This window comes from Pseudomonas sp. RL, from assembly GCF_000647775.1.
GTDB lineage: Bacteria > Pseudomonadota > Gammaproteobacteria > Pseudomonadales > Pseudomonadaceae > Serpens > Serpens flexibilis.
Map to the genome: position 1 here is coordinate 39,160 of NZ_JBOY01000063.1, position 18,967 is coordinate 58,126.

Below are 18,967 nucleotides of genomic sequence, written 5' to 3' on the forward strand. Positions count from 1 at the left end.
GGTCGATGCGCGGCCTGCTCTGGTGGATGGTCGCCGTACCGCTCTCGCCGGTGATGCTGCCGCTGGCCCTGCATGCGCTGCGCACTACGGTGCGATTGCCGGTCGCGAGAGGGCCGGAGGAAGGCGTTGCCGGTATCGAACGAACCGGCAGGCCGCTGCGTTTGCTGGTGCTGGGGGAATCCACGGCGGTGGGCGTCGGGGTCGATCAGTTGGAAGACGGTCTGGCCGCCCAGCTGGCCCGCTGCCTGTCGGAGCGGTTTGCACGGACGGTGCGATGGAAGACCTGTGGCGAAAGTGGCATTCGTCTGGCTGGAGCGCTGGAGCGCCTGCTGCCCGACGTGCGGGAGGAAGAGCCGGCTGACATCGTTCTGCTGGTGCTGGGCGTCAACGACACCATGGGCCTGTGCGGCAAGCGCCGCTGGCAGGAGGGTCTGGCACGCCTGATCGACGGTTGTGCGGATGAGGGGGCTCGCGTGGTGCTGGCGGGCGTGCCGCCCATCCAGCATTTTCGTGCCTTGCCCTGGTTGCTGCGTAATGTGTTTGGCTGGCGCGCTTCGCTGCTGGACCGCTGGGCGCGCCAGGTTGCCGAGCGTAAGCAGGCGCTTCATCTTCCCGTCCGCCTGCTTTTCGAACCTCGCTTTCTGGCGCGTGACGGTTATCACCCCTCATCGGCGGGATATCGGCACTGGGCGGAAGGTCTGGCCGATCAATACCTGGCGGCTCTGGACAGCCAGCAAGCCGAGGGTTCGCGCCCGGAAAACGAAAAGGCCGGCATTCAAGCCGGCCCTCGGGTGCGTCTGTAGCCCTTATACGTGCAGGATGAATTCCCGCACCAGCTTGCTGCCGAAATAGGCCAGCATCAGCAGCAGGAATCCGGCCAGGGTCCAGCGCACGGCGGTATGGCCGCGCCAGCCCAGGCGATGGCGGCCCCACAGCAGGATGCCGAACACCACCCAGGCGATGATCGAGAGCAGGGTCTTGTGGGCCAGGTGCTGGGCGAACAAGTCACCCAGGAACAGCCAGCCACTGAGCAGCGACAGGCTGAGCAGTACCCAGCCGGCCCAGATGAAGCCGATCAGCAGGCTTTCCATGGTCTGCAGCGGGGGAAAGCTGCGTACCGCCAGGCTGGACAGGCGCTTCTGCTTGAGTTGATGGTCCTGCAGCAGCAACAGCAGGGACTGGAACATGGCGATGGTCAGCAGTCCATAAGCCAGGATCGACAGCAGGATGTGGCTGAGGATGCCGGCATTCTCGTTGATGGTGGCGGCGGTTCCGCTGGGGGCGAAGGCGGCCAGCAGGACCGTCAGGAAGCCAAGCGGAAAGAGCAGCAGCAGGAGGTTCTGCACCGGCATGCGCTGGCTGGCCAGCAGGATCAGGGCGATCACCGCCGCGGAAATCAGGCTGGCGGCGCGGAAGAAGTCCAGGGTCAGCCCGGCCGGGCTGAACAGCTGGTTGACCAGGGTGTAGACATGGGCGATCAGGGCCAGCACCCCCAGCAGCGTCAACAGGGTGCGCGCGGGGTTGTTCCGCTGGCCGAGGCGCATGCCCTGGTAGGCAGTGGCGCCGGCGTAAAGACAGGCGGCGGCGAGGCTGGGCAGCAGAGGATGCATAGTCGATTCGAGGGTGATTCGCGAAGGCGCTGAGTGTGGCATAGACCATCGGGCGACGAAAGACTGCCAGCCGTGATGACCGTCAGCACTCTTGATATACTCCGCCGCCTGCCGCAACCGCCCTTTGAAGGACCGCGCATGTTCGAAAACCTTACCGACCGCCTCTCGCATACCCTGCGTACCGTCACTGGCAAGGCCAAGCTGACCGAGGACAACATCAAGGACACCCTGCGCGAGGTGCGCATGGCCCTGCTGGAGGCCGATGTTGCCCTGCCGGTGGTCAAGGATTTCGTCAATCGGGTCAAGGAGCGCGCGGTGGGCACCGAGGTGTCCAAGAGCCTGACGCCTGGCCAGGCCTTCGTGAAGATCGTGCGTGCCGAACTGGAAACGCTGATGGGGGCCGCCAACGAGGACCTGGCGCTCAACGCCGCGCCGCCGGCGGTGGTGTTGATGGCCGGTCTGCAGGGTGCGGGCAAGACCACCACGGTCGGCAAGCTGGCGCGCTTCCTCAAGGAGCGCAAGAAGAAATCGGTGATGGTGGTGTCGGCGGACGTCTACCGCCCTGCGGCCATCAAGCAGCTGGAAACCCTGGCCAATGATATTGGCGTGACCTTCTTCCCCTCCGATATCAGTCAGAAGCCGGTGGCCATCGCCGAGGCGGCGATCCGCGAGGCGAAGCTGAAGTTCATCGATGTGGTGCTGGTGGACACCGCCGGCCGCCTGCACGTCGATGCCGACATGATGGCCGAGATCCAGGCGCTGCATGCCGCCATCAAGCCGGTGGAAACCCTGTTCGTGGTCGACGCCATGACCGGTCAGGACGCGGCCAATACCGCCAAGGCCTTCGGTGATGCGCTGCCGCTCACCGGCGTGGTGCTCACCAAGGTGGACGGCGATGCCCGTGGCGGTGCCGCGCTGTCCGTGCGCCACATTACCGGCAAGCCGATCAAGTTCCTCGGCATGGGCGAGAAGAGCGATGCGCTCGAGCCGTTCCACCCGGACCGCGTCGCCTCGCGCATCCTCGGCATGGGTGACGTGCTCAGCCTGATCGAGCAGGCCGAGCAGACCATGGATCGCGAGAAGGCCGAGAAGCTCACCAAGAAGCTCAAGAAGGGCAAGGGCTTCGACCTGGAAGATTTCCGCGACCAGCTGCAGCAGATGAAGAACATGGGCGGCCTGGGCGGCCTGATGGACAAGCTGCCGTCCATGGGCGGCATCAACCTGGCGCAGATGGGTAACGCCCAGGGCGCGGCAGAGAAGCAGTTCAAACAGATGGAGGCGATCATCAACTCCATGACCCCGGCCGAGCGCCGGGATCCGGACATCATCAGCGGCTCGCGCAAGCGTCGCATTGCCCTGGGTTCCGGCACCCAGGTGCAGGATATCGGTCGCCTGATCAAGCAGCACAAGCAGATGCAGAAAATGATGAAGAAGTTCACCGCCAAGGGGGGCATGTCCAAGCTGATGCGTGGCATGGGCGGCATGTTCCCCGGCGGCGGAATGCCGAAGTTCTGATGATTCGCCTGGCGGATCATCGACCGGGCGCCAGCGCCCGCAACGGCCACAGGCCCTGGCGAGGCGTATCGCGCTTCGCCGGGGCTGCGGCCATTCCCGCAAAAGCCATTTGCAATCGCCGGGATATTCCTTAAAATACGCGGCCTTTCGGGCCATGCGCCCGCGTTGCATCTGGTTTTGCAGCACCGACTACAGGAACGAAGTTCACATGGTAACCATCCGTCTCGCCCGTGGCGGCGCCAAGAAGCGCCCCTTCTACCACCTGATCGTGACCAACAGCCGCAATCCTCGCGATGGCCGCTTCGTTGAGCGCATCGGCTTCTTCAACCCGGTTGCCGCCGGCGCTGAAGTCAAGCTGTCCGTCAACCAGGAACGCGCCAACTACTGGCTGTCCCAGGGTGCCCAGCCGTCCGAGCGCGTTGCTCAGCTGCTGAAGGAAGCTGCTCAGGCTGCCGCCTAAGCGCAACCGCTATGAATACGACGCCGGCCCCGGCCGAAGACCTGATCGTCATCGGCAAGATCGTTTCGGTGCATGGTGTGCGAGGTGAGGTGAAGGTCTATTCCTTTACCGATCCGATCGACAACCTGCTGGACTACCGCCACTGGACGCTTCGGCGAGGGGGTGAGGTGCGGCAGGCAGAGCTGGTGACGGGCCGCCTGCATGGCAAGGTCCTGGTGGCCAAGCTGAAAGGGCTGGATGATCGCGAAGAGGCACGCTTGCTCGCCGAATTCGAGATCTGCATCCCGCGCAGCCAGCTGCCACAGCTGACCGACGGCGAGTACTACTGGTACCAGCTCGAAGGTCTGAAGGTGATCAATCAGGACGGGCAACTGCTCGGCAAGATCGACCACCTGCTGGAAACCGGTTCGAATGATGTGATGGTGGTCAAGCCCTGTGCGGGCAGCCTGGATGATCGCGAACGCCTGTTGCCCTACACGGAGCAGTGCGTACTCGAGATCGACATGGCCGCCGGCGAAATGCAGGTGGACTGGGACGCGGACTTCTGACCATGCGGGTCGATGTCATCACGCTGTTCCCGGAAATGTTTGCCGCCATCAGTGAGTACGGCATTACCAGTCGTGCGGTCCGGCAGGGGTTGTTGAACCTCAATTGCTGGAATCCGCGGACCTACACCGAGGATCGTCACCAGACCGTGGATGACCGACCCTTCGGCGGCGGTCCTGGCATGGTGATGAAGATTCAACCCCTGGAACGGGCGCTGTCCGCAGCGCGTGAAGCCGCCGGGGATCGGGCGAAGGTGATCTACCTCTCGCCGCAGGGTCGCCCGCTCAAGCAGGCAGCCGTGCGCGAGCTGGCGAACGAAGAGTCTCTGATTCTCATCGCCGGGCGCTACGAAGGCATCGACGAACGCTTCATTGAGGCGCATGTCGATGAGGAATGGTCGATTGGCGACTATGTACTGTCCGGTGGCGAGCTGCCGGCGATGGTGCTGATCGATGCAGTGACGCGGTTGCTGCCGGGGGCCCTGGGCCACGCAGATTCCGCCGAGGAGGACTCGTTCACCGACGGCCTGCTCGACTGCCCGCATTACACGCGACCGGAGGTATATGCGGACCAACGTGTTCCGGAGGTGCTGCTCAGCGGCAACCACGAACACATCCGGCGCTGGCGCTTGCAGCAAGCCCTCGGGCGAACCTGGGAACGCCGTGCCGATCTTCTGGATTGCCGCTCGCTTTCTGGAGAAGAGAAAAAGCTGCTGGACGAGTACATACGCCAGCGGAACGATAGATAACGTATCGATGGCAAACCGAGACGGTTTGTCTTAGGAGCACAGCATGACCAACAAGATCATTCAGCAGATCGAAGCTGAACAGATGAACAAAGAGATCCCGGCGTTCGCCCCTGGCGACACCGTGATCGTGCAAGTGAAGGTGAAGGAAGGCGACCGTTCCCGCCTGCAGGCCTACGAAGGCGTGGTGATCGGCAAGCGTAACCGCGGCCTGAACAGCGCCTTCACCGTGCGCAAGATCTCCAACGGCGTGGGTGTCGAGCGTACCTTCCAGACCTACTCCCCGATCGTTGACAGCATCACTGTCAAGCGTCGCGGTGACGTGCGCAAGGCCAAGCTGTACTACCTGCGCGACCTGTCCGGCAAGGCAGCGCGCATCAAGGAAAAGCTGGTCTAACCGACCCGCCTTTTCACAAAAAAGCAGCCTACGGGCTGCTTTTTTCATTTGGGCGTCATGCCCACCCTTACGTGCAAGATAGAGCAAGCAGTCATGAGCACCCGCGAAGAAGAAATCCAGCGCCGTATCGAGCTGTCGACCACCTGCATCAGCAAGGCGGTGTTCCCGCCGACCACCAACCACCACGGCACCCTGTTCGGCGGCACGGCGCTGGCCTGGCTGGATGAGGTGTCGTTCATTACCGCCACGCGCTTCTGCCGCAAGCCGCTGGTGACGGTTTCCTCCGATCGCATCGACTTCAAGCATCCGATTCCGGCCGGTTCGATCGTCGAGCTGGTAGGGCGCATCATCAAGGTGGGCAACACCAGCCTGAAGGTGCAGGTGGATATCTACGTGGAAAGCATGTACGCAGATGGGCGCGAACACGCCATCACAGGCGTGTTCAGCTTCGTGGCGGTGGGTGACGACAATCGACCGGTGCCGGTGCTGCCGGTCGAGAGAGCCTGATAGCGTGGGAGCGAATTCATTCGCGTACCTTTCGCCGCCTCGGGTATGAATTCGCTCCCACAGGGCTGATCAGCCTTCCTGTTCGGCCTTGAGGCTCTCGTAGGCTGGCGCGGCGTAGATGCCCACCTCCACAGCCAGGTCCAGGACGCGCCGCAGGTCGCTGGCATACACCAGCACGGCCTGCAGCTCGTCATCCAGCGGCTCGCTGAAGTCGACCAGGACGTAGCCGCCCTTTTCCGGATACAGCGCGCCGAGCTGCACCTGGATGCGCTTGAGTGCTGTCAGGGCGTCGGCCTTGGCCAACTGCTTGGCCTGCAGCACGAACGTCACCTCTGGGCCAAAGGAATCGCGGATCTGCTGGAACAGTTCCTGATAAGTGTCGGCCTGGAACAGCACGGTGTCCGGCAGGCTGCCAGCCACCACCCACTCGCCCAGCGGGATGGGGAAGCTCTCGTCGTAATTGATGTCCGGGTTGGCGGCCAGGAACCCCTCGGGGTCGGCATAGGCCTGCGCGGCCTCGTCGGCAATGCGCAGCACGTCCTCTTCGGCGAGGCAGCCGGAAGCGATCAGGCGGATCAGCTCGGCAAGCGAATCTTTCATGGCGGTTATCGGCATGTGAAAAAAGGGCGGCAAGGATAAACCCAAAGCCGTGTTCAGTCCCGCTTCGTGGCGACGAAGCGCGTCGGCGCGCTGCCGTCCGCGTTGAGCTGCAGCACTTCCCGGGGGCGGCCCCGATCATCAAGCAGTACCTGCCCGATGCCCGCACCGTTCCACAGGCGCTCGCCGCGCTGGCTGCGGCTCGGAATGCGCGGGGTGATCGCCAGGTGGCGCCGCTTGGTGAGCAGGTTGAGCGGTGAGCGAGGCGCGTAGAGCCAGCGGTTCAGGCGGTCGAACCAGTCGAGCAGGCGGCGCGGGAATTCGTTCTTGATGCCGCTACTGGTGATCTGCCAGATCCGTGGTCCGCGTGCACGGCGCACCGCCACGTCGTACATGAACGAGTAGTGCACATCGCCGGAAAGGATCACGTAGTTGCCCGGGGTGCGGGAGTGGCAAAAGATGTTGAGCAGGGTATGCGAGGCGCCGGGGTGGGCCATCCAGTTCTCGGCATCCACCAGCAGTGGGTGGCCGAACCAGGTGAAGATGCGCTGGATCACCTCGATGAGCTTCACGCCGAACACCGGGGTGGCCGAGACGATCACCGCGCTACGGTGATCCAGCAACTGTTGCTGGAAGTCGCTCAGGGCTTCCCAGTCCATCAGGCCCGATGGTCGGCTTGGGTGACGCTCGCTGCGCCAGCGCTGGGTACGGGTATCGAGCACGATCAGCGCCGGCTCGCCCGGCACGACATAGCCCCAGCGATTGAAATGGAACAGCGCGGTCAGGTAGTCATCATGGGCCTTGCCGGGCAGCTTGCCCTGGGGATCCACACTGGCCAGCAGGCGGGCCGCGCCTTCCAATGGTTCGGCGCAGGCGTCCGGGTCGTTGCCCCAGCCCTGCCCGAGCAGGTAGCCGAGCAGGGCGTTGCCGATGATGCGGCGCGAGAAGGGGTGGCCATAGGCACTGGTTTCCCAGCTGGCCGACAGGTTCCAGTCATCGGAGACGTCATGGTCGTCGAAGATCATCAGGGTCGGCAGGTGCGCCAGGGTGCGCGCGATCTGTGGCAAGCCGTCGATGAAGTGACCCAGTCGTCCGCGCTCCTGCTCGTAACGCGTGGCGTCCGCCGGCGCCAGGGCGGGTGCCTGCAGGTCGATCAGAGACCATGGAGTCGGTGACCAGACCAGCAGGTACATGGCCAGCATCTCGGCGAGGCTGATCAGGTGGTTGTGCGCATTGGCGCTGGTGAAGATGGGCTTCTCCACACCGCCAAAGAACCGCTCGCGCAGCGGTTCGTTGCGGCGAAAGGCCGGCAGCAGCGCTTCGCGCCGGTAGAAGGTATCCGGGTGGCGGTACAACTGGTCGGTATCGCTGACCACCGCGCCGTCCAGGTATTCGCCGAACAGGCCCAGGCGCTCGATCAGCCGATGGATGGCCGCCAGGGTCGGTCCGGCCACGTCATCGGCATAGACCTGGTCGCCGCTCATCAGCAGCAGGCTGGGGCGGGCTTGTGGTTCCGTGGTCCGGGCCAGCAGGGCGTCGACCTGCAGCAGGCCGTCCGGGCAGGCGGAATGCGGTTTGCGGCATGAGCCGTGCAGGAGATTGTCCAGTCGCTCGCGCAGGACGAAATTCGGACGCTCTTCTCCGGGATAGAGCAGATGCGGCGCCCATTGGGCGATGCCCTGGCCGTCGACGGTCAGGTCGTAGCGAATCAGGCGGTCCGGCGGCAGGGGCTCGGGCAGCGCGATGTCCAGCAGGTGCAGCACCGCGTGTTGGCCGAAGCGCAGGCGGCGGCAGCTCTGGCTCAGGGGAAGCGTGCGCACTGTGTCGCCGGCGTCGAGGTGCAGGGTCAGGTTCAGCTCCCGGCTGCCGACCAGCCAGATCAGCAGGCGATCGGGCGTGCAGCGTCGCAGCACGGGGCCGGCGAGGACGGAGGGAAGAGGGGGCGCTAGGGTGTCGGACATCGTTCGATTACAGCGGAGTGCAGCAGGCGCTGCAGGAAACAGGGTGCAGGGCGCCTTGGATAGCCGGCTGCGCATGATGCGCGGGATGAATCGGGCAGGGAAGTCTGGCGGTAAGGTTTGAAATTTTCGGGCACAATATCGTCACATTTATTACATGAACACCAGCCAAGAGGACCGACAGTGCATAACGTCGTGATCAGCGGTACCGGCTTGTATACCCCGTCCCAGAGCATCAGCAACGATGAGCTGGTGGCTGCCTTCAATGCCTACGTCCAGCAGTTCAATGCCGAGAACGCCGACGCCATCGCGCGTGGCGATGTCCAGCCGCTGAGCGAGTCCAGCGCCGCTTTCATCGAGAAGGCCTCGGGCATCAAGAGCCGGTACGTGACCGACAAGGCCGGGATTCTCGATCCGCAGCGCATGACCCCGCGCATCCCGGAGCGCTCCGACGACGAGTGGAGCATTCTCTGCGAGATGTCGGTGGCTGCGGCCCGCGAGGCGCTGGCGCGTGCCGGTCGCACCGCCGCCGACATCGACGCGGTGATCGTCGCCTGTTCCAACCTGCAGCGTCCGTATCCGGCCATTGCCATCGAGGTTCAAGCCGCGCTGGGCATCCAGGGTTTCGGTTATGACATGAACGTGGCCTGTTCCTCCGCCACCTTCGGTCTGCAGGCCGCGGCCAACGCCGTGCAGCTCGGCCAGGCCCGGGCCGTGCTGATGGTCAACCCGGAAATCTGCACCGGTCACCTGAACTTCCGCGACCGCGACAGCCACTTCATCTTCGGCGATGCCGCCACGGCGGTGATTGTCGAGCGCGCCGACCAAGCCGCCTCGCCGCACCAGTGGGAGATCGTCGGGACCAAGTTGGTCACCCAGTTCTCCAACAACATCCGCAACAACTTCGGCTTCCTGAACCGCTGCGCCGAGGAAGGCGTCGGGGCGCGCGACAAGCTGTTCGTCCAGGAAGGGCGCAAGGTGTTCAAGGAAGTCTGCCCGATGGTGGCGGAGCTGATCGCAGCGCACCTGCAGGACGTCGGCGTACCGGTGACCGAGGTGAAGCGCTTCTGGCTGCACCAGGCCAACCTGAACATGAACCAGCTGATTGCCCGTCGACTGCTGGGGCGCGACGCCGAAGCCCATGAGGCGCCGGTGATCCTGGACACCTATGCCAACACCAGTTCGGCAGGTTCGGTGATCGCCTTCCACAAGCACCAGGACGATCTGCCTGCCGGCTCGGTGGGTGTGCTGAGCTCCTTCGGCGCTGGCTATTCCATTGGCAGCGTGGTGCTGCGCAAGCGCTGATACATCCCTGCTGGAAAGCATCGGGGCTGAAGCCCCTCCTGCGGACATGCGGATCACCGCTTTGGCAGGAGGGGCTTCAGCCCCGAGCTTTTTTGGGCGCCAGCTTTCGAAGGCGGAACATGGGTTTTGCCTGACGCAACGGCGATGCCTCGGTTGGCGGCCAGAAAAGCGCTGGCCGACGGAACTTTTTTGGTTTTTCTCCGTCGCCACCCCGCAAGTTGGACGGCTTCTTGCTATCACTCCTGCGCGTTTGTGATGCGCGTCAAAAAATTGTTTCAGCGAGTGGGAGAAGCGGGTGGATCGCACGCGGTTGACGAACTTGCGCGGCAACCTGGCCAGTCTGAGCCGGGGCAATCTGGGCGTGCCGCTGCTGGTGCTGGTGTTGCTGGGCATGATGACCCTGCCGATGCCGCCTTTCCTGCTCGACGTGTTCTTCACGTTCAACATCGCCCTGTCCATCGTCGTCCTGCTGGTCAGCGTCTATGCGCTGCGGCCGCTCGACTTCGCCGTGTTCCCGACCATCCTGCTGGTTTCCACGCTGCTGCGGCTGTCGCTGAACGTTGCCTCCACCCGCGTGGTGCTGCTGCATGGCCAGGAGGGTGAAGGCGCGGCCGGCAAGGTGATCCAGGCGTTCGGCGATGTGGTGGTCGGTGGCAACTACGTGGTCGGTGCGGTGGTGTTCGCCATCCTGGTGATCATCAACTTCGTGGTGATCACCAAGGGCGCTGGGCGCATCTCCGAAGTGAGCGCGCGCTTCACCCTGGATGCCCTGCCCGGCAAGCAGATGGCGATCGACGCCGACCTCAATGCTGGCCTGATCGATCAGGCCGAGGCCAAGAAGCGCCGCGCCGAGGTGGCGCAGGAAGCCGATTTCTACGGCTCCATGGACGGCGCCAGCAAATTCGTGCGTGGTGACGCCGTCGCCGGCCTGCTGATCATGTTCGTCACCCTGCTCGGCGGCATGGCCATCGGTACCCTGCAGTACGACCTCTCGGCGGGCGAGGCGGCGCGCATCTATTCCCTGCTGACCATCGGCGACGGCCTGGTGGCGCAGATTCCCTCGCTGCTGCTGTCCACCGCGGCGGCCATCATGGTGACCCGCGTGTCCACGTCCGAGGACATGGGCCAGCAGGTCAATCGGCAGATGTTCTCCTCGCCCAAGGCCCTGGCGGTGGCGGCTGGCCTGCTGATCGTCATCGGCCTGGTGCCGGGCATGCCGCACACGCCCTTTGTCGGCCTGGGCCTAGTGGCGGCCGGCCTTGCCTGGCTGATCTGGCGCAAGGCGAACGGCAAGGCGCGCGCCGAGGCCGATGCGGCGCCGGCGCTGCCCGCCGACCAGTTGCCGGCCCTGCAGGAGCCGGAAAGCAAGGAACTCGGCTGGGAAGACGTCAATCCGGTCGATCTGGTGGGCCTGGAGGTCGGCTACCGGCTGATCCCGCTGGTGGACCGCAACCAGGGCGGCCAGTTGTTGGCGCGCATCAAGGGCGTACGCAAGAAGCTCTCCCAGGACCTGGGTTTCCTGATTCCGCCGGTACACATCCGCGACAACCTCGATCTGCTGCCCAACGCCTACCGCCTGACCCTGATGGGTGTCAGTGTGGCGGAGGCCGAGCTGTACCCGGATCGCGAGATGGCCATCAATCCGGGTCAGGTGTTCGGCACCCTGAACGGCATCGCCGGCCGCGATCCGGCGTTCGGCCTGGAGGCGGTGTGGATCGAGGGCTCGGCCCGCGAGCAGGCGCAGACCCTGGGCTACACGGTGGTGGACGCCAGTACCGTGGTCGCCACGCACCTCAACCAGGTGCTCTACAAGCACGCCCACGAACTGATCGGTCACGAAGAGGTCCAGCAGCTGCTGCAGGTGCTGGCCAAGAGCTCGCCCAAGCTGGCCGAGGAACTGGTGCCGGGCATGGTCTCGCTGTCCACCTTGCTCAAGGTGCTGCAGGCGCTGCTGCAAGAGCAGGTCTCGGTGCGGGACATCCGCAGCATCGCCGAGGCCATCGCCAGTGTGCCGGGCAAGAGTCAAGATCCCGGCGCGCTGGTGGCAGTGGTCCGCGTGGCGCTGAGCCGCGCCATCGTGCAGGGCATTGTGGGGCTAGAGCCGGAGCTTCCGGTGATCACGCTGGACCCGCGGCTGGAACAAATATTGCTTGGCAGCGTTCAGAAGGCCGGCCAGGGCGCCGATGAAGGTTTCCTCCTCGAACCCGGCATGGCGGAGAAGCTGCAGCGCTCCCTGGTGGAGACCGCGCAGCGTCAGGAAGCCCTCGGCAAGCCGGTGGTACTGCTGGTTGCCGGGCCGATCCGCGCCATGCTCTCCCGCTTTGCACGTCTGGCTGTACCCAGCCTGCATGTGCTGTCCTACCAGGAAGTGCCGGACAACAAGCAGGTCACCATCGTCGCCACCGTAGGCCAGAACTAACCGAGGTATTCCGACCATGCAGGTCAAACGCTTCTTCGCCGCCGACATGCGCCAGGCCATGAAGCTGGTGCGTGACGAACTGGGCGCCGATGCCGCGATCATCGGCAATCGTCGTCTGGCCGGTGGTGTCGAGCTGGTCGCGGCGCTGAACTATCAACTGCCCAATGAACTGGTGCGCGAGCCCAACCTGCAGCTGGAAGCCGAGCTGCGCAAGACCCAGGAAATGATTGCCTCCGCCCAGGTGGAGATGGCCATCCGCAGCGAAAGCGAGCAGACCCAGCCGGCACCGGTCGCGCCGGTCGCCCCGCCGGCGCCGCGTCGTGATCCGGAGAGCACCGAAGGCATGCTGGATGCGGTGCGCAGTGAGCTGACCGGTCTGCGCGAGCTGATCGAGATGCAGCTGGGCACCATGGTCTGGGGCAACATCCAGGAAAATCGGCCGCTGATCGCCAACCTCTGGCGGCGCATGCAGCGCATCGGCCTGCCGGTGGATGTGTCCAAGAAGCTGATGGATGAGGTCAGTGACGAGACAGACTCGCGTCGTGCCTGGCGCATCGTGCTTGCCCATCTGGCGCGCAGCCTGATCGTGCCCGAGCGCGAGCCGCTGGAAGAGGGCGGCGTGATTGCCCTGGTCGGCCCGGCCGGCATGGGCAAGACCACCACGCTGGCCAAGATGGCGGCGCGCTACGTGCTCAAGCACGGCGCCAAGAATATCGCCCTGGTGAGCATGGACGGCTACCGCATCGGCGCCCAGGAACAGCTCAAGACCCTTGGCAAGATTCTCAACGTGCCGGTCACCCAGGTGGAGCCCGGCGAATCGTTGATCGAGGCCCTGGAGCCGCTGAGGAAGAAGCGTCTGGTGCTGATCGACACCGCCGGCCTACCGACCGCCGATCCGGCCCTGCGCCAGCAGCTCGACGCGCTGGCCGCCGCTGATCTGAACGCCCGCAATTATCTGGTGCTGGCGGCCACCAGCCAGGAACAGGTGTTGCGTGCCACCTATCAGAGTTACAAGCGCTGCGGCCTGGCTGGCTGCGTGATCACCAAGCTTGACGAAGCACTGAGCCTGGGCGAGATCCTCGGCGTGCTGGTCAGCGAGAAGCTGCCCCTGGCCTACCTGGCCGACGGGCCGCGCATTCCCGACGATCTGCATACGCCGCGCAGCCACCAGCTGGTGAGCCGTGCCGTGCGCATGCAGATGTCCGAAGATCCCAGCGAGGATCTGATGGCCGACATGTTCGCCGGCCTATACAACAACACCACGACGCGTCGCGTCGGATAAGAATCAGGGGAAGCGGCTGGCTAGCCAGACCCTTCGCGCCGCGGCGCGAACAAGGACAGCAGGCCAGACTGGCGAATCAGTGGAGAGAACATGGGTAGCTTGCACCCCGTACAGGTGATCGCCGTGACCGGCGGCAAGGGTGGTGTTGGGAAGACCAGCGTCTCGGTCAACCTGGCGCTGGCCCTGGCCGACCTCGGCCGCCGGGTGATGCTGCTGGACGCCGACCTTGGCCTGGCCAACGTCGACGTGATGCTGGGCCTGACGCCCAAGCGCAACCTGGCCGACGTGATCGAGGGCGAGTGCGAACTGCGCGACGTCATCCTGCAGGGGCCCGGCGGTATCCGCATCGTGCCGGCCTCCTCGGGCGCGGCCAACATGGTGCGCCTGACCAGTCAGCAACATGCCGGGCTGATCCAGGCGTTCAGCGACATCAGCGACAGCATTGACGTACTGATCATCGACACCGCCGCCGGTATCGGCGACGGCGTGATCAGCTTCGTGCGTGCGGCCCAGGAAGTATTGCTGGTGGTCACCGACGAGCCCACCTCGATCACCGACGCCTATGCCCTGGTGAAACTGCTCAACCGCGACTACGGCCTGAGCCGCTTCCGCGTGCTGGCCAACATGACGCACACCCCCGAGGAAGGCCGCAACCTCTACGCCAAGCTGACCAAGGTCACCGAGCGCTTCCTCGACGTGGCGCTGCAATACGTGGGGGCGATTCCCGCCGACGAGCTGGTGCGCAAATCCGTGCAGAAACAGCGCGCCGTGTACGAGGCCTACCCGCGTTCCAAGTGTGCGCAGGCCTACCGCGCGGTCGCCCAGAAGGTGGACAGCTGGCCGTTGCCGGCCAATCCGCGCGGCCACCTGGAGTTTTTCGTCGAGCGTCTGGTGAACAGGCCCACAACAGGTTCTTCCGCATGAGCTCACCCGTTCACATGTACAGCCATGCCCAGTCCCGTGACTCCCAGTACCAGCTGATCGAGCGTTACGCGCCGCTGGTCAAGCGGATCGCCTACCACCTGCTCGGCCGCCTGCCGGCCAGCGTGCAGGTCGAGGATCTGATGCAGGCCGGCATGATCGGTCTGCTGGAGGCGGCGAAGAAATACGATTCGGGCAAGGGTGCCAGTTTCGAGACGTATGCCGGCATCCGCATCCGTGGCGCCATGCTCGACGAGGTGCGCAAGGGTGACTGGGCGCCGCGTTCGGTGCATCGCAACAGCCGCATGGTCAGCGACGCCATCCGCGTGGTGGAGGCCAGAACCGGCCGCGACGCTAAAGATCACGAGGTTGCTGCCGAACTCCAGTTAAGTCTCGAAGAGTATTACGCGATCCTCAACGACACCCTGGGGAGTCGCCTGTTCAGTTTCGATGACCTGTTGCAGGAGGGCGAGGGCGGCGGTGCGCTGGAAGATATCGAGCACTCCCACCCGAGCCCTTCGCGCGAGCACGAGGACCAGCGCTTCCAGAATGCGCTGAGCGAAGCGATCGCCAACCTTCCGGAGCGCGAGCGCCTGGTGCTGTCGCTGTATTACGACGAAGAACTGAATCTCAAGGAAATCGGTGAGGTACTGGGGGTCAGCGAATCCCGCGTCAGCCAGTTGCACAGCCAGTGCGCCGCCCGTTTGCGGGCCCGGCTGGGCGAATGGCGGGCTCGCTGACAGGGCTTGCCGGTTTTCTGAAGAAGGGGACGCAGTCGGGATGACCCGGCTGCGTTTTTGGACTGTATGGAGGTCGACCGTTGGACAAAAACATGAAGATTCTCATCGTGGACGATTTCTCGACGATGAGGCGGATCATCAAGAACCTGCTCCGTGACCTGGGCTTCACCAACACCACCGAAGCTGACGACGGCCTCACCGCCCTGCCGATGCTGCAGAGCGGCAACTTCGACTTCCTGGTGACTGACTGGAACATGCCGGGCATGAATGGCATCGACCTGCTGCGCGCGGTGCGTGCCGATGAGCGCCTGAAGCACCTGCCGGTGCTGATGGTGACCGCTGAAGCCAAGCGCGACCAGATCATCGAGGCAGCCCAGGCCGGTGTGAACGGCTATGTGGTCAAACCGTTCACCGCCCAGGGACTGAAGGACAAGATCGAGAAGATCTTCGAACGCGTCAGCGGCTGAACAGCGCCTTGGGGGCATGATGGAGCAGCACACAGATCCAAGGGGCGAGCTCGAAGCGAGCCTGATGGACAATGCACGGGAGCTGATTCGCAGCCTTGAGCAACGCGACTTCGGCGATGCCGTGCAGATCATCAACGAGCTGAACAAGGTGCGTGACCGTGGCCTATACCAGGCCGTGGGGCGGCTGACGCGCAAGTTGCACACCGCGATCGTCAGCTTCCATATCGACCCGAATTTCCCCGAGTCGCGGGAGATGTCGGAGATCGCCGATGCCACCGAGCGCCTGAACTACGTCGTGTCGATGACCGAGCGCGCGGCCAATCGCACCATGGACCTGGTCGAGGCCACCGCGCCGGTGATCAGTCGGCTGAACGACGACGCCCGCGAGTTGCGTACCGATTGGCAGCGCTTCATGCGTCGCGAGATGGATGCCGAAGGCTTTCGCCAGCTGGTCAAGCGGGTCGAGCAGTTCTTTGTCCGCAGCGAACGCGAAAGCGAGAAGGTCGGCGCGCAGCTGAACGAGATCATGCTGGCGCAGGACTATCAGGACCTCACCGGCCAGGTCATCAAGCGGGTCACCAATCTGGTCACCGAGGTCGAGCGCGATCTGGTCGAACTGATGCTGATGGCCAGCCAGGTGGACAACTTCGCGGGCATCCAGCACGACCATGCCCAGCTGCGGGCGGAGCTCGATCAACAGAAACAACCCTCGCAGGGTGAAGGTCCGCAGATCCATGCCGATAAACGGGAAGATGTCGTCAGCAATCAGGACGACGTGGACGATCTGCTTTCCAGTCTAGGGTTTTAAGGGGCACGTAATGGGCGTCGATGCCGATGATGAGATCCTTCAGGATTTCCTGGTAGAAGCCGGCGAGATTCTCGAACAGTTGTCCGAACAGCTGGTGGAGTTGGAGAGCCGTCCGGATGACATGGATCTGCTCAACGCGATCTTCCGCGGCTTTCACACCGTCAAGGGCGGCGCGGGCTTCCTGCAGCTGAACGAGCTGGTGGAATGCTGCCACAGCTCGGAAAACGTCTTCGACATGCTGCGCAAGGGCGTGCGCCTGGTCGACGCCGAGCTGATGGACGTGGTGCTGCAGGGCCTGGACGCCATCAACGGCATGTTCGCCCAGGTGCGTGAAGGCAGCGAGCTCACCCCGGCCAGCCCGGAGCTGCTCGAAGCGCTGCACCGCCTGGCCGATCCGGCTGCCGCGCCCGCCGCGCCCGTTGCACCGACCCCGGTGCCTGCCGCGCCCGCACCCGGTCCCGTGGCGACGGAAAAGGAACAGGACCTGACCGACGCCGAGTTCGAAAGCCTGCTGGACGCCATTGGCGGCCCCGAAACCGCGGCTGACGGCGGCGAGTCCGCTGGCGACGAGATCACCGACGCCGAGTTCGAGAACCTCCTCGACCAACTGCACGGCAAGGGCCAGTTCAAGCCCGAGACGTTGCCGGCCAGCGATGCCGCCGCCGGTGACAGCATCACCGAATCCGAATTCGAGAACCTGCTCGACCAGCTGCATGGCAAGGGTCAGTTCAAGCCTGACGTTCTGGCAGGCCAGGAGCAGACGCCAGCAGCCGGTAAGACGGCCGCTGGCGACGACATCACCGACGACGAGTTCGAGGCGCTGCTCGACCAGCTGCACGGCAAGGGCCAGTTCAAGCCCGAGCAGGTTGCCAGCGAGCCGCCCAAGGCCGCCGCGCCGGCGCCTCAGTCGGCGGCGGTCAAGGCACCCGCCGCCGCACCCTCGGAAAGCGCGCCGGCCGCCAGGCCTGCCGCTGCGGCGCCGGCCAAGGCACCCGCGGCCATCGAGTCGGAAACCACCGTGCGCGTGGATACCGCGCGGCTGGACGAAATCATGAACATGGTCGGCGAACTGGTGCTGGTGCGTAACCGCCTGGTGCGCCTGGGCTTGAACAGCGGTGACGAGGAACTGGCCAAGGCCGTTTCCAGCCTCGATGTGGTCACGGGCGACCTGCAGACCTCGGTCATGAAGACCCGCATGCAGCCGATCAAGAAGGTGTTCGGCCGCTTCCCGCGCCAGGTCCGCGACCTGTCACGCCAGCTCAAGAAGGAAATCAACCTGGAGCTGGTGGGTGAGGAGACCGACCTCGACAAGAACCTGGTCGAGGCGTTGGCCGACCCGCTGGTCCACCTGGTGCGCAACGCGGTGGACCACGGCATCGAGATGCCCGAGGAGCGCCTGGCCGCCGGCAAGCCGCGCACCGGCAAGGTGGTGCTGTCCGCCGAGCAGGAAGGCGACCACATCCTGTTGCTGATCACCGACGACGGCAAGGGCATGGATGCCAACATCCTGCGCGCCAAGGCGGTGGAAAAGGGCATGCTCGACAAGGACGCCGCCGATCGCCTGAGCGATACCGAGTGCTACAACCTGATCTTCGCGCCGGGCTTCTCCACCAAGAAGGAAATTTCCGACGTGTCCGGCCGCGGGGTGGGCATGGACGTGGTGAAGACGCGCATCGCCCAGCTCAACGGCACGGTGTTCGTCGATTCCACGCCCGGCAAGGGCTCGCGCATCGTCATCAAGGTGCCGCTGACCCTGGCGATCATGCCGACGCTGATGGTCATGCTCGACGACCAGGCGTTCGCCTTCCCGCTGGTCAACGTCAAGGAAATCTTCCACCTGGATCTGTCGCACACCAACGTGGTGGACGGCCAGGAGGTGATCATCGTCCGCGACAAGGCGCTGCCGCTGTTCTACCTCAAGCAGTGGCTGGTGCCTGGCTGCCGCGACGCGGTGCAGACAGAGGGGCATGTGGTGATCATCGCCATTGGCAACCAGCAGATCGGCTTCGTCGTCGACCAGTTGGTGGGCCAGGAAGAAGTGGTCATCAAGCCCTTGGGCAAGATGCTGCAAGGCACGCCGGGACTGGCGGGCGCCAGCATCACCAGCGACGGCAGCATCGCGCTGATTCTCGATGTGCCCAGCATGCTCAAACACTACGCGCGACGCGGCTGATGCCGAACCGGCCCCGCTGGGGCCGGTTCGTTTAGGAGTAGTTATGGCAATTAAAGTCCTGGTGGTGGACGACTCGGGATTCTTTCGGCGCAGGCTGACGGAAATCCTGGGCTCCAACCCCCAGATCGAGGTGGTGGGCACGGCCAACAATGGCCAGGAGGCGATCGACAAGACGCTGGCCCTCAAGCCCGATGTCATCACCATGGATTACGAAATGCCGTTGATGAACGGCATCACCGCCGTGCGCGAGATCATGCGCCGCTGTCCGACCCCGGTGCTGATGTTCTCCTCGCTGACCCACGAGGGCGCCCGGGTCACCCTGGATGCGCTGGACGCCGGCGCAGTGGATTACCTGCCGAAGAATTTCGAGGACATCTCGCGCAACATCGAGAAGGTCAAGGCGCTGCTCTGCGAGAAGGTGCTGACCATCGCACGCAGCAGTCGGCGCGGGCCGGCGGTGTCGTCTGCGGCGGCTGTGGCGCCTGCCACCCCCGCGCGTCGACCGCTGCGCGGCGCA

19 protein-coding genes are annotated in these 18,967 nt (G+C 64.5%); 16 read left to right on the plus strand and 3 right to left on the minus strand.

Features of this window, described 5'->3' with window-relative positions; genetic code table 11:
* Positions 1–5: 5 nt before the first annotated feature.
* Positions 6–803: an SGNH/GDSL hydrolase family protein gene (locus AS93_RS19220; protein ID WP_051587447.1), complete on the plus strand. Its 798-nt coding sequence runs from the start codon at positions 6–8 to the stop codon at positions 801–803.
* A 3-nt stretch (positions 804–806) separates the two neighbouring features.
* On the opposite strand, the gene ccsA is transcribed toward AS93_RS19220, so the two are convergent.
* Positions 807–1,610, minus strand: a complete 804-nt coding sequence (gene ccsA / locus AS93_RS0111190; protein WP_027590697.1) for a cytochrome c biogenesis protein CcsA — start codon at positions 1,608–1,610, stop codon at positions 807–809.
* 138 nt (positions 1,611–1,748) lie between these two features.
* Here ccsA and ffh point away from each other — a divergent pair, with 138 nt between their 5' ends.
* The 6 genes from ffh (at position 1,749) to AS93_RS0111220 (ending at position 5,780) form a co-directional block, all read left to right on the plus strand.
* Positions 1,749–3,125, plus strand: a complete 1,377-nt coding sequence (gene ffh, locus AS93_RS0111195; protein WP_027590698.1) for a signal recognition particle protein — start codon at positions 1,749–1,751, stop codon at positions 3,123–3,125.
* Between the two features lie 208 nt (positions 3,126–3,333).
* Positions 3,334–3,585, plus strand: a complete 252-nt coding sequence (gene rpsP, locus AS93_RS0111200) for a 30S ribosomal protein S16 (protein WP_027590699.1) — start codon at positions 3,334–3,336, stop codon at positions 3,583–3,585.
* Between the two features lie 11 nt (positions 3,586–3,596).
* Positions 3,597–4,133, plus strand: coding sequence for a ribosome maturation factor RimM (gene rimM / locus AS93_RS0111205; protein WP_027590700.1), 537 nt, complete (start codon positions 3,597–3,599; stop codon positions 4,131–4,133).
* Between the two features lie 2 nt (positions 4,134–4,135).
* Entirely contained in the window at positions 4,136–4,879 is a 744-nt protein-coding gene (trmD, locus tag AS93_RS0111210; RefSeq protein WP_027590701.1) for a tRNA (guanosine(37)-N1)-methyltransferase TrmD, read from the plus strand.
* 43 nt (positions 4,880–4,922) lie between these two features.
* Positions 4,923–5,273, plus strand: coding sequence for a 50S ribosomal protein L19 (rplS, locus tag AS93_RS0111215; RefSeq protein WP_027590702.1), 351 nt, complete (start codon positions 4,923–4,925; stop codon positions 5,271–5,273).
* A gap of 93 nt (positions 5,274–5,366) precedes the next feature.
* On the plus strand, positions 5,367–5,780 hold the full coding sequence (locus AS93_RS0111220; RefSeq protein WP_027590703.1) for an acyl-CoA thioesterase: 414 nt from the start codon (positions 5,367–5,369) through the stop codon (positions 5,778–5,780).
* A gap of 69 nt (positions 5,781–5,849) precedes the next feature.
* On the opposite strand, the gene AS93_RS0111225 is transcribed toward AS93_RS0111220, so the two are convergent.
* Positions 5,850–6,380, minus strand: a complete 531-nt coding sequence (locus AS93_RS0111225; protein ID WP_027590704.1) for a hypothetical protein — start codon at positions 6,378–6,380, stop codon at positions 5,850–5,852.
* Between the two features lie 53 nt (positions 6,381–6,433).
* Positions 6,434–8,338, minus strand: coding sequence for an isoleucyl-tRNA synthetase (locus AS93_RS0111230; protein ID WP_027590705.1), 1,905 nt, complete (start codon positions 8,336–8,338; stop codon positions 6,434–6,436).
* A 180-nt stretch (positions 8,339–8,518) separates the two neighbouring features.
* Here AS93_RS0111230 and AS93_RS0111235 point away from each other — a divergent pair, with 180 nt between their 5' ends.
* The 9 genes from AS93_RS0111235 to AS93_RS0111275 form a co-directional block, all read left to right on the plus strand.
* Positions 8,519–9,640 (plus strand): beta-ketoacyl-ACP synthase III, encoded by a 1,122-nt coding sequence (locus tag AS93_RS0111235; protein WP_027590706.1) that lies wholly within the window; start codon positions 8,519–8,521, stop codon positions 9,638–9,640.
* 295 nt (positions 9,641–9,935) lie between these two features.
* Complete coding sequence (flhA, locus tag AS93_RS0111240) at positions 9,936–12,059, plus strand: flagellar biosynthesis protein FlhA (protein WP_027590707.1); 2,124 nt, start codon at positions 9,936–9,938, stop codon at positions 12,057–12,059.
* Positions 12,060–12,075: 16 nt separating this feature from the next.
* Complete coding sequence (flhF, locus tag AS93_RS0111245; RefSeq protein WP_027590708.1) at positions 12,076–13,341, plus strand: flagellar biosynthesis protein FlhF; 1,266 nt, start codon at positions 12,076–12,078, stop codon at positions 13,339–13,341.
* Positions 13,342–13,431: 90 nt separating this feature from the next.
* Complete coding sequence (fleN, locus tag AS93_RS0111250) at positions 13,432–14,265, plus strand: flagellar synthesis regulator FleN (RefSeq protein WP_027590709.1); 834 nt, start codon at positions 13,432–13,434, stop codon at positions 14,263–14,265.
* A complete protein-coding gene (gene fliA, locus AS93_RS0111255) occupies positions 14,262–15,002 on the plus strand; it encodes an RNA polymerase sigma factor FliA (RefSeq protein ID WP_175444347.1) in 741 nt (246 codons plus the stop codon). Before fleN ends, fliA begins: the two co-directional genes overlap by 4 nt.
* A 92-nt stretch (positions 15,003–15,094) precedes the next feature.
* A complete protein-coding gene (locus AS93_RS0111260; RefSeq protein WP_175444346.1) occupies positions 15,095–15,469 on the plus strand; it encodes a chemotaxis response regulator CheY in 375 nt (124 codons plus the stop codon).
* A 19-nt stretch (positions 15,470–15,488) separates the two neighbouring features.
* On the plus strand, positions 15,489–16,277 hold the full coding sequence (locus tag AS93_RS0111265) for a protein phosphatase CheZ (RefSeq protein ID WP_027590712.1): 789 nt from the start codon (positions 15,489–15,491) through the stop codon (positions 16,275–16,277).
* Between the two features lie 10 nt (positions 16,278–16,287).
* Entirely contained in the window at positions 16,288–18,450 is a 2,163-nt protein-coding gene (locus tag AS93_RS0111270) for a chemotaxis protein CheA (protein WP_027590713.1), read from the plus strand.
* A 43-nt stretch (positions 18,451–18,493) separates the two neighbouring features.
* Positions 18,494–18,967: response regulator (locus AS93_RS0111275; RefSeq protein ID WP_027590714.1), on the plus strand; the 474-nt coding region annotated here is incomplete at its 3' end.

Bases quoted from the DNA above. Each gene is read 5' to 3' on its own strand.
- ffh (WP_027590698.1), top strand. From the start codon at position 1,749: ATGTTCGAAAACCTTACCGACCGCCTCTCGCATACCCTGCGTACCGTC.
- AS93_RS0111265 (WP_027590712.1), top strand. From the start codon at position 15,489: ATGGAGCAGCACACAGATCCAAGGGGCGAGCTCGAAGCGAGCCTGATG.
- AS93_RS0111220 (WP_027590703.1), top strand. From the start codon at position 5,367: ATGAGCACCCGCGAAGAAGAAATCCAGCGCCGTATCGAGCTGTCGACC.
- fleN (WP_027590709.1), top strand. From the start codon at position 13,432: ATGGGTAGCTTGCACCCCGTACAGGTGATCGCCGTGACCGGCGGCAAG.
- rpsP (WP_027590699.1), top strand. From the start codon at position 3,334: ATGGTAACCATCCGTCTCGCCCGTGGCGGCGCCAAGAAGCGCCCCTTC.
- AS93_RS19220 (WP_051587447.1), top strand. From the start codon at position 6: ATGCGCGGCCTGCTCTGGTGGATGGTCGCCGTACCGCTCTCGCCGGTG.
- rimM (WP_027590700.1), top strand. From the start codon at position 3,597: ATGAATACGACGCCGGCCCCGGCCGAAGACCTGATCGTCATCGGCAAG.
- AS93_RS0111260 (WP_175444346.1), top strand. From the start codon at position 15,095: ATGAAGATTCTCATCGTGGACGATTTCTCGACGATGAGGCGGATCATC.
- AS93_RS0111230 (WP_027590705.1), bottom strand. From the start codon at position 8,338: ATGTCCGACACCCTAGCGCCCCCTCTTCCCTCCGTCCTCGCCGGCCCC.
- AS93_RS0111225 (WP_027590704.1), bottom strand. From the start codon at position 6,380: ATGAAAGATTCGCTTGCCGAGCTGATCCGCCTGATCGCTTCCGGCTGC.
- ccsA (WP_027590697.1), bottom strand. From the start codon at position 1,610: ATGCATCCTCTGCTGCCCAGCCTCGCCGCCGCCTGTCTTTACGCCGGC.
- AS93_RS0111270 (WP_027590713.1), top strand. From the start codon at position 16,288: ATGGGCGTCGATGCCGATGATGAGATCCTTCAGGATTTCCTGGTAGAA.
- rplS (WP_027590702.1), top strand. From the start codon at position 4,923: ATGACCAACAAGATCATTCAGCAGATCGAAGCTGAACAGATGAACAAA.
- trmD (WP_027590701.1), top strand. From the start codon at position 4,136: ATGCGGGTCGATGTCATCACGCTGTTCCCGGAAATGTTTGCCGCCATC.
- fliA (WP_175444347.1), top strand. From the start codon at position 14,262: ATGAGCTCACCCGTTCACATGTACAGCCATGCCCAGTCCCGTGACTCC.
- flhF (WP_027590708.1), top strand. From the start codon at position 12,076: ATGCAGGTCAAACGCTTCTTCGCCGCCGACATGCGCCAGGCCATGAAG.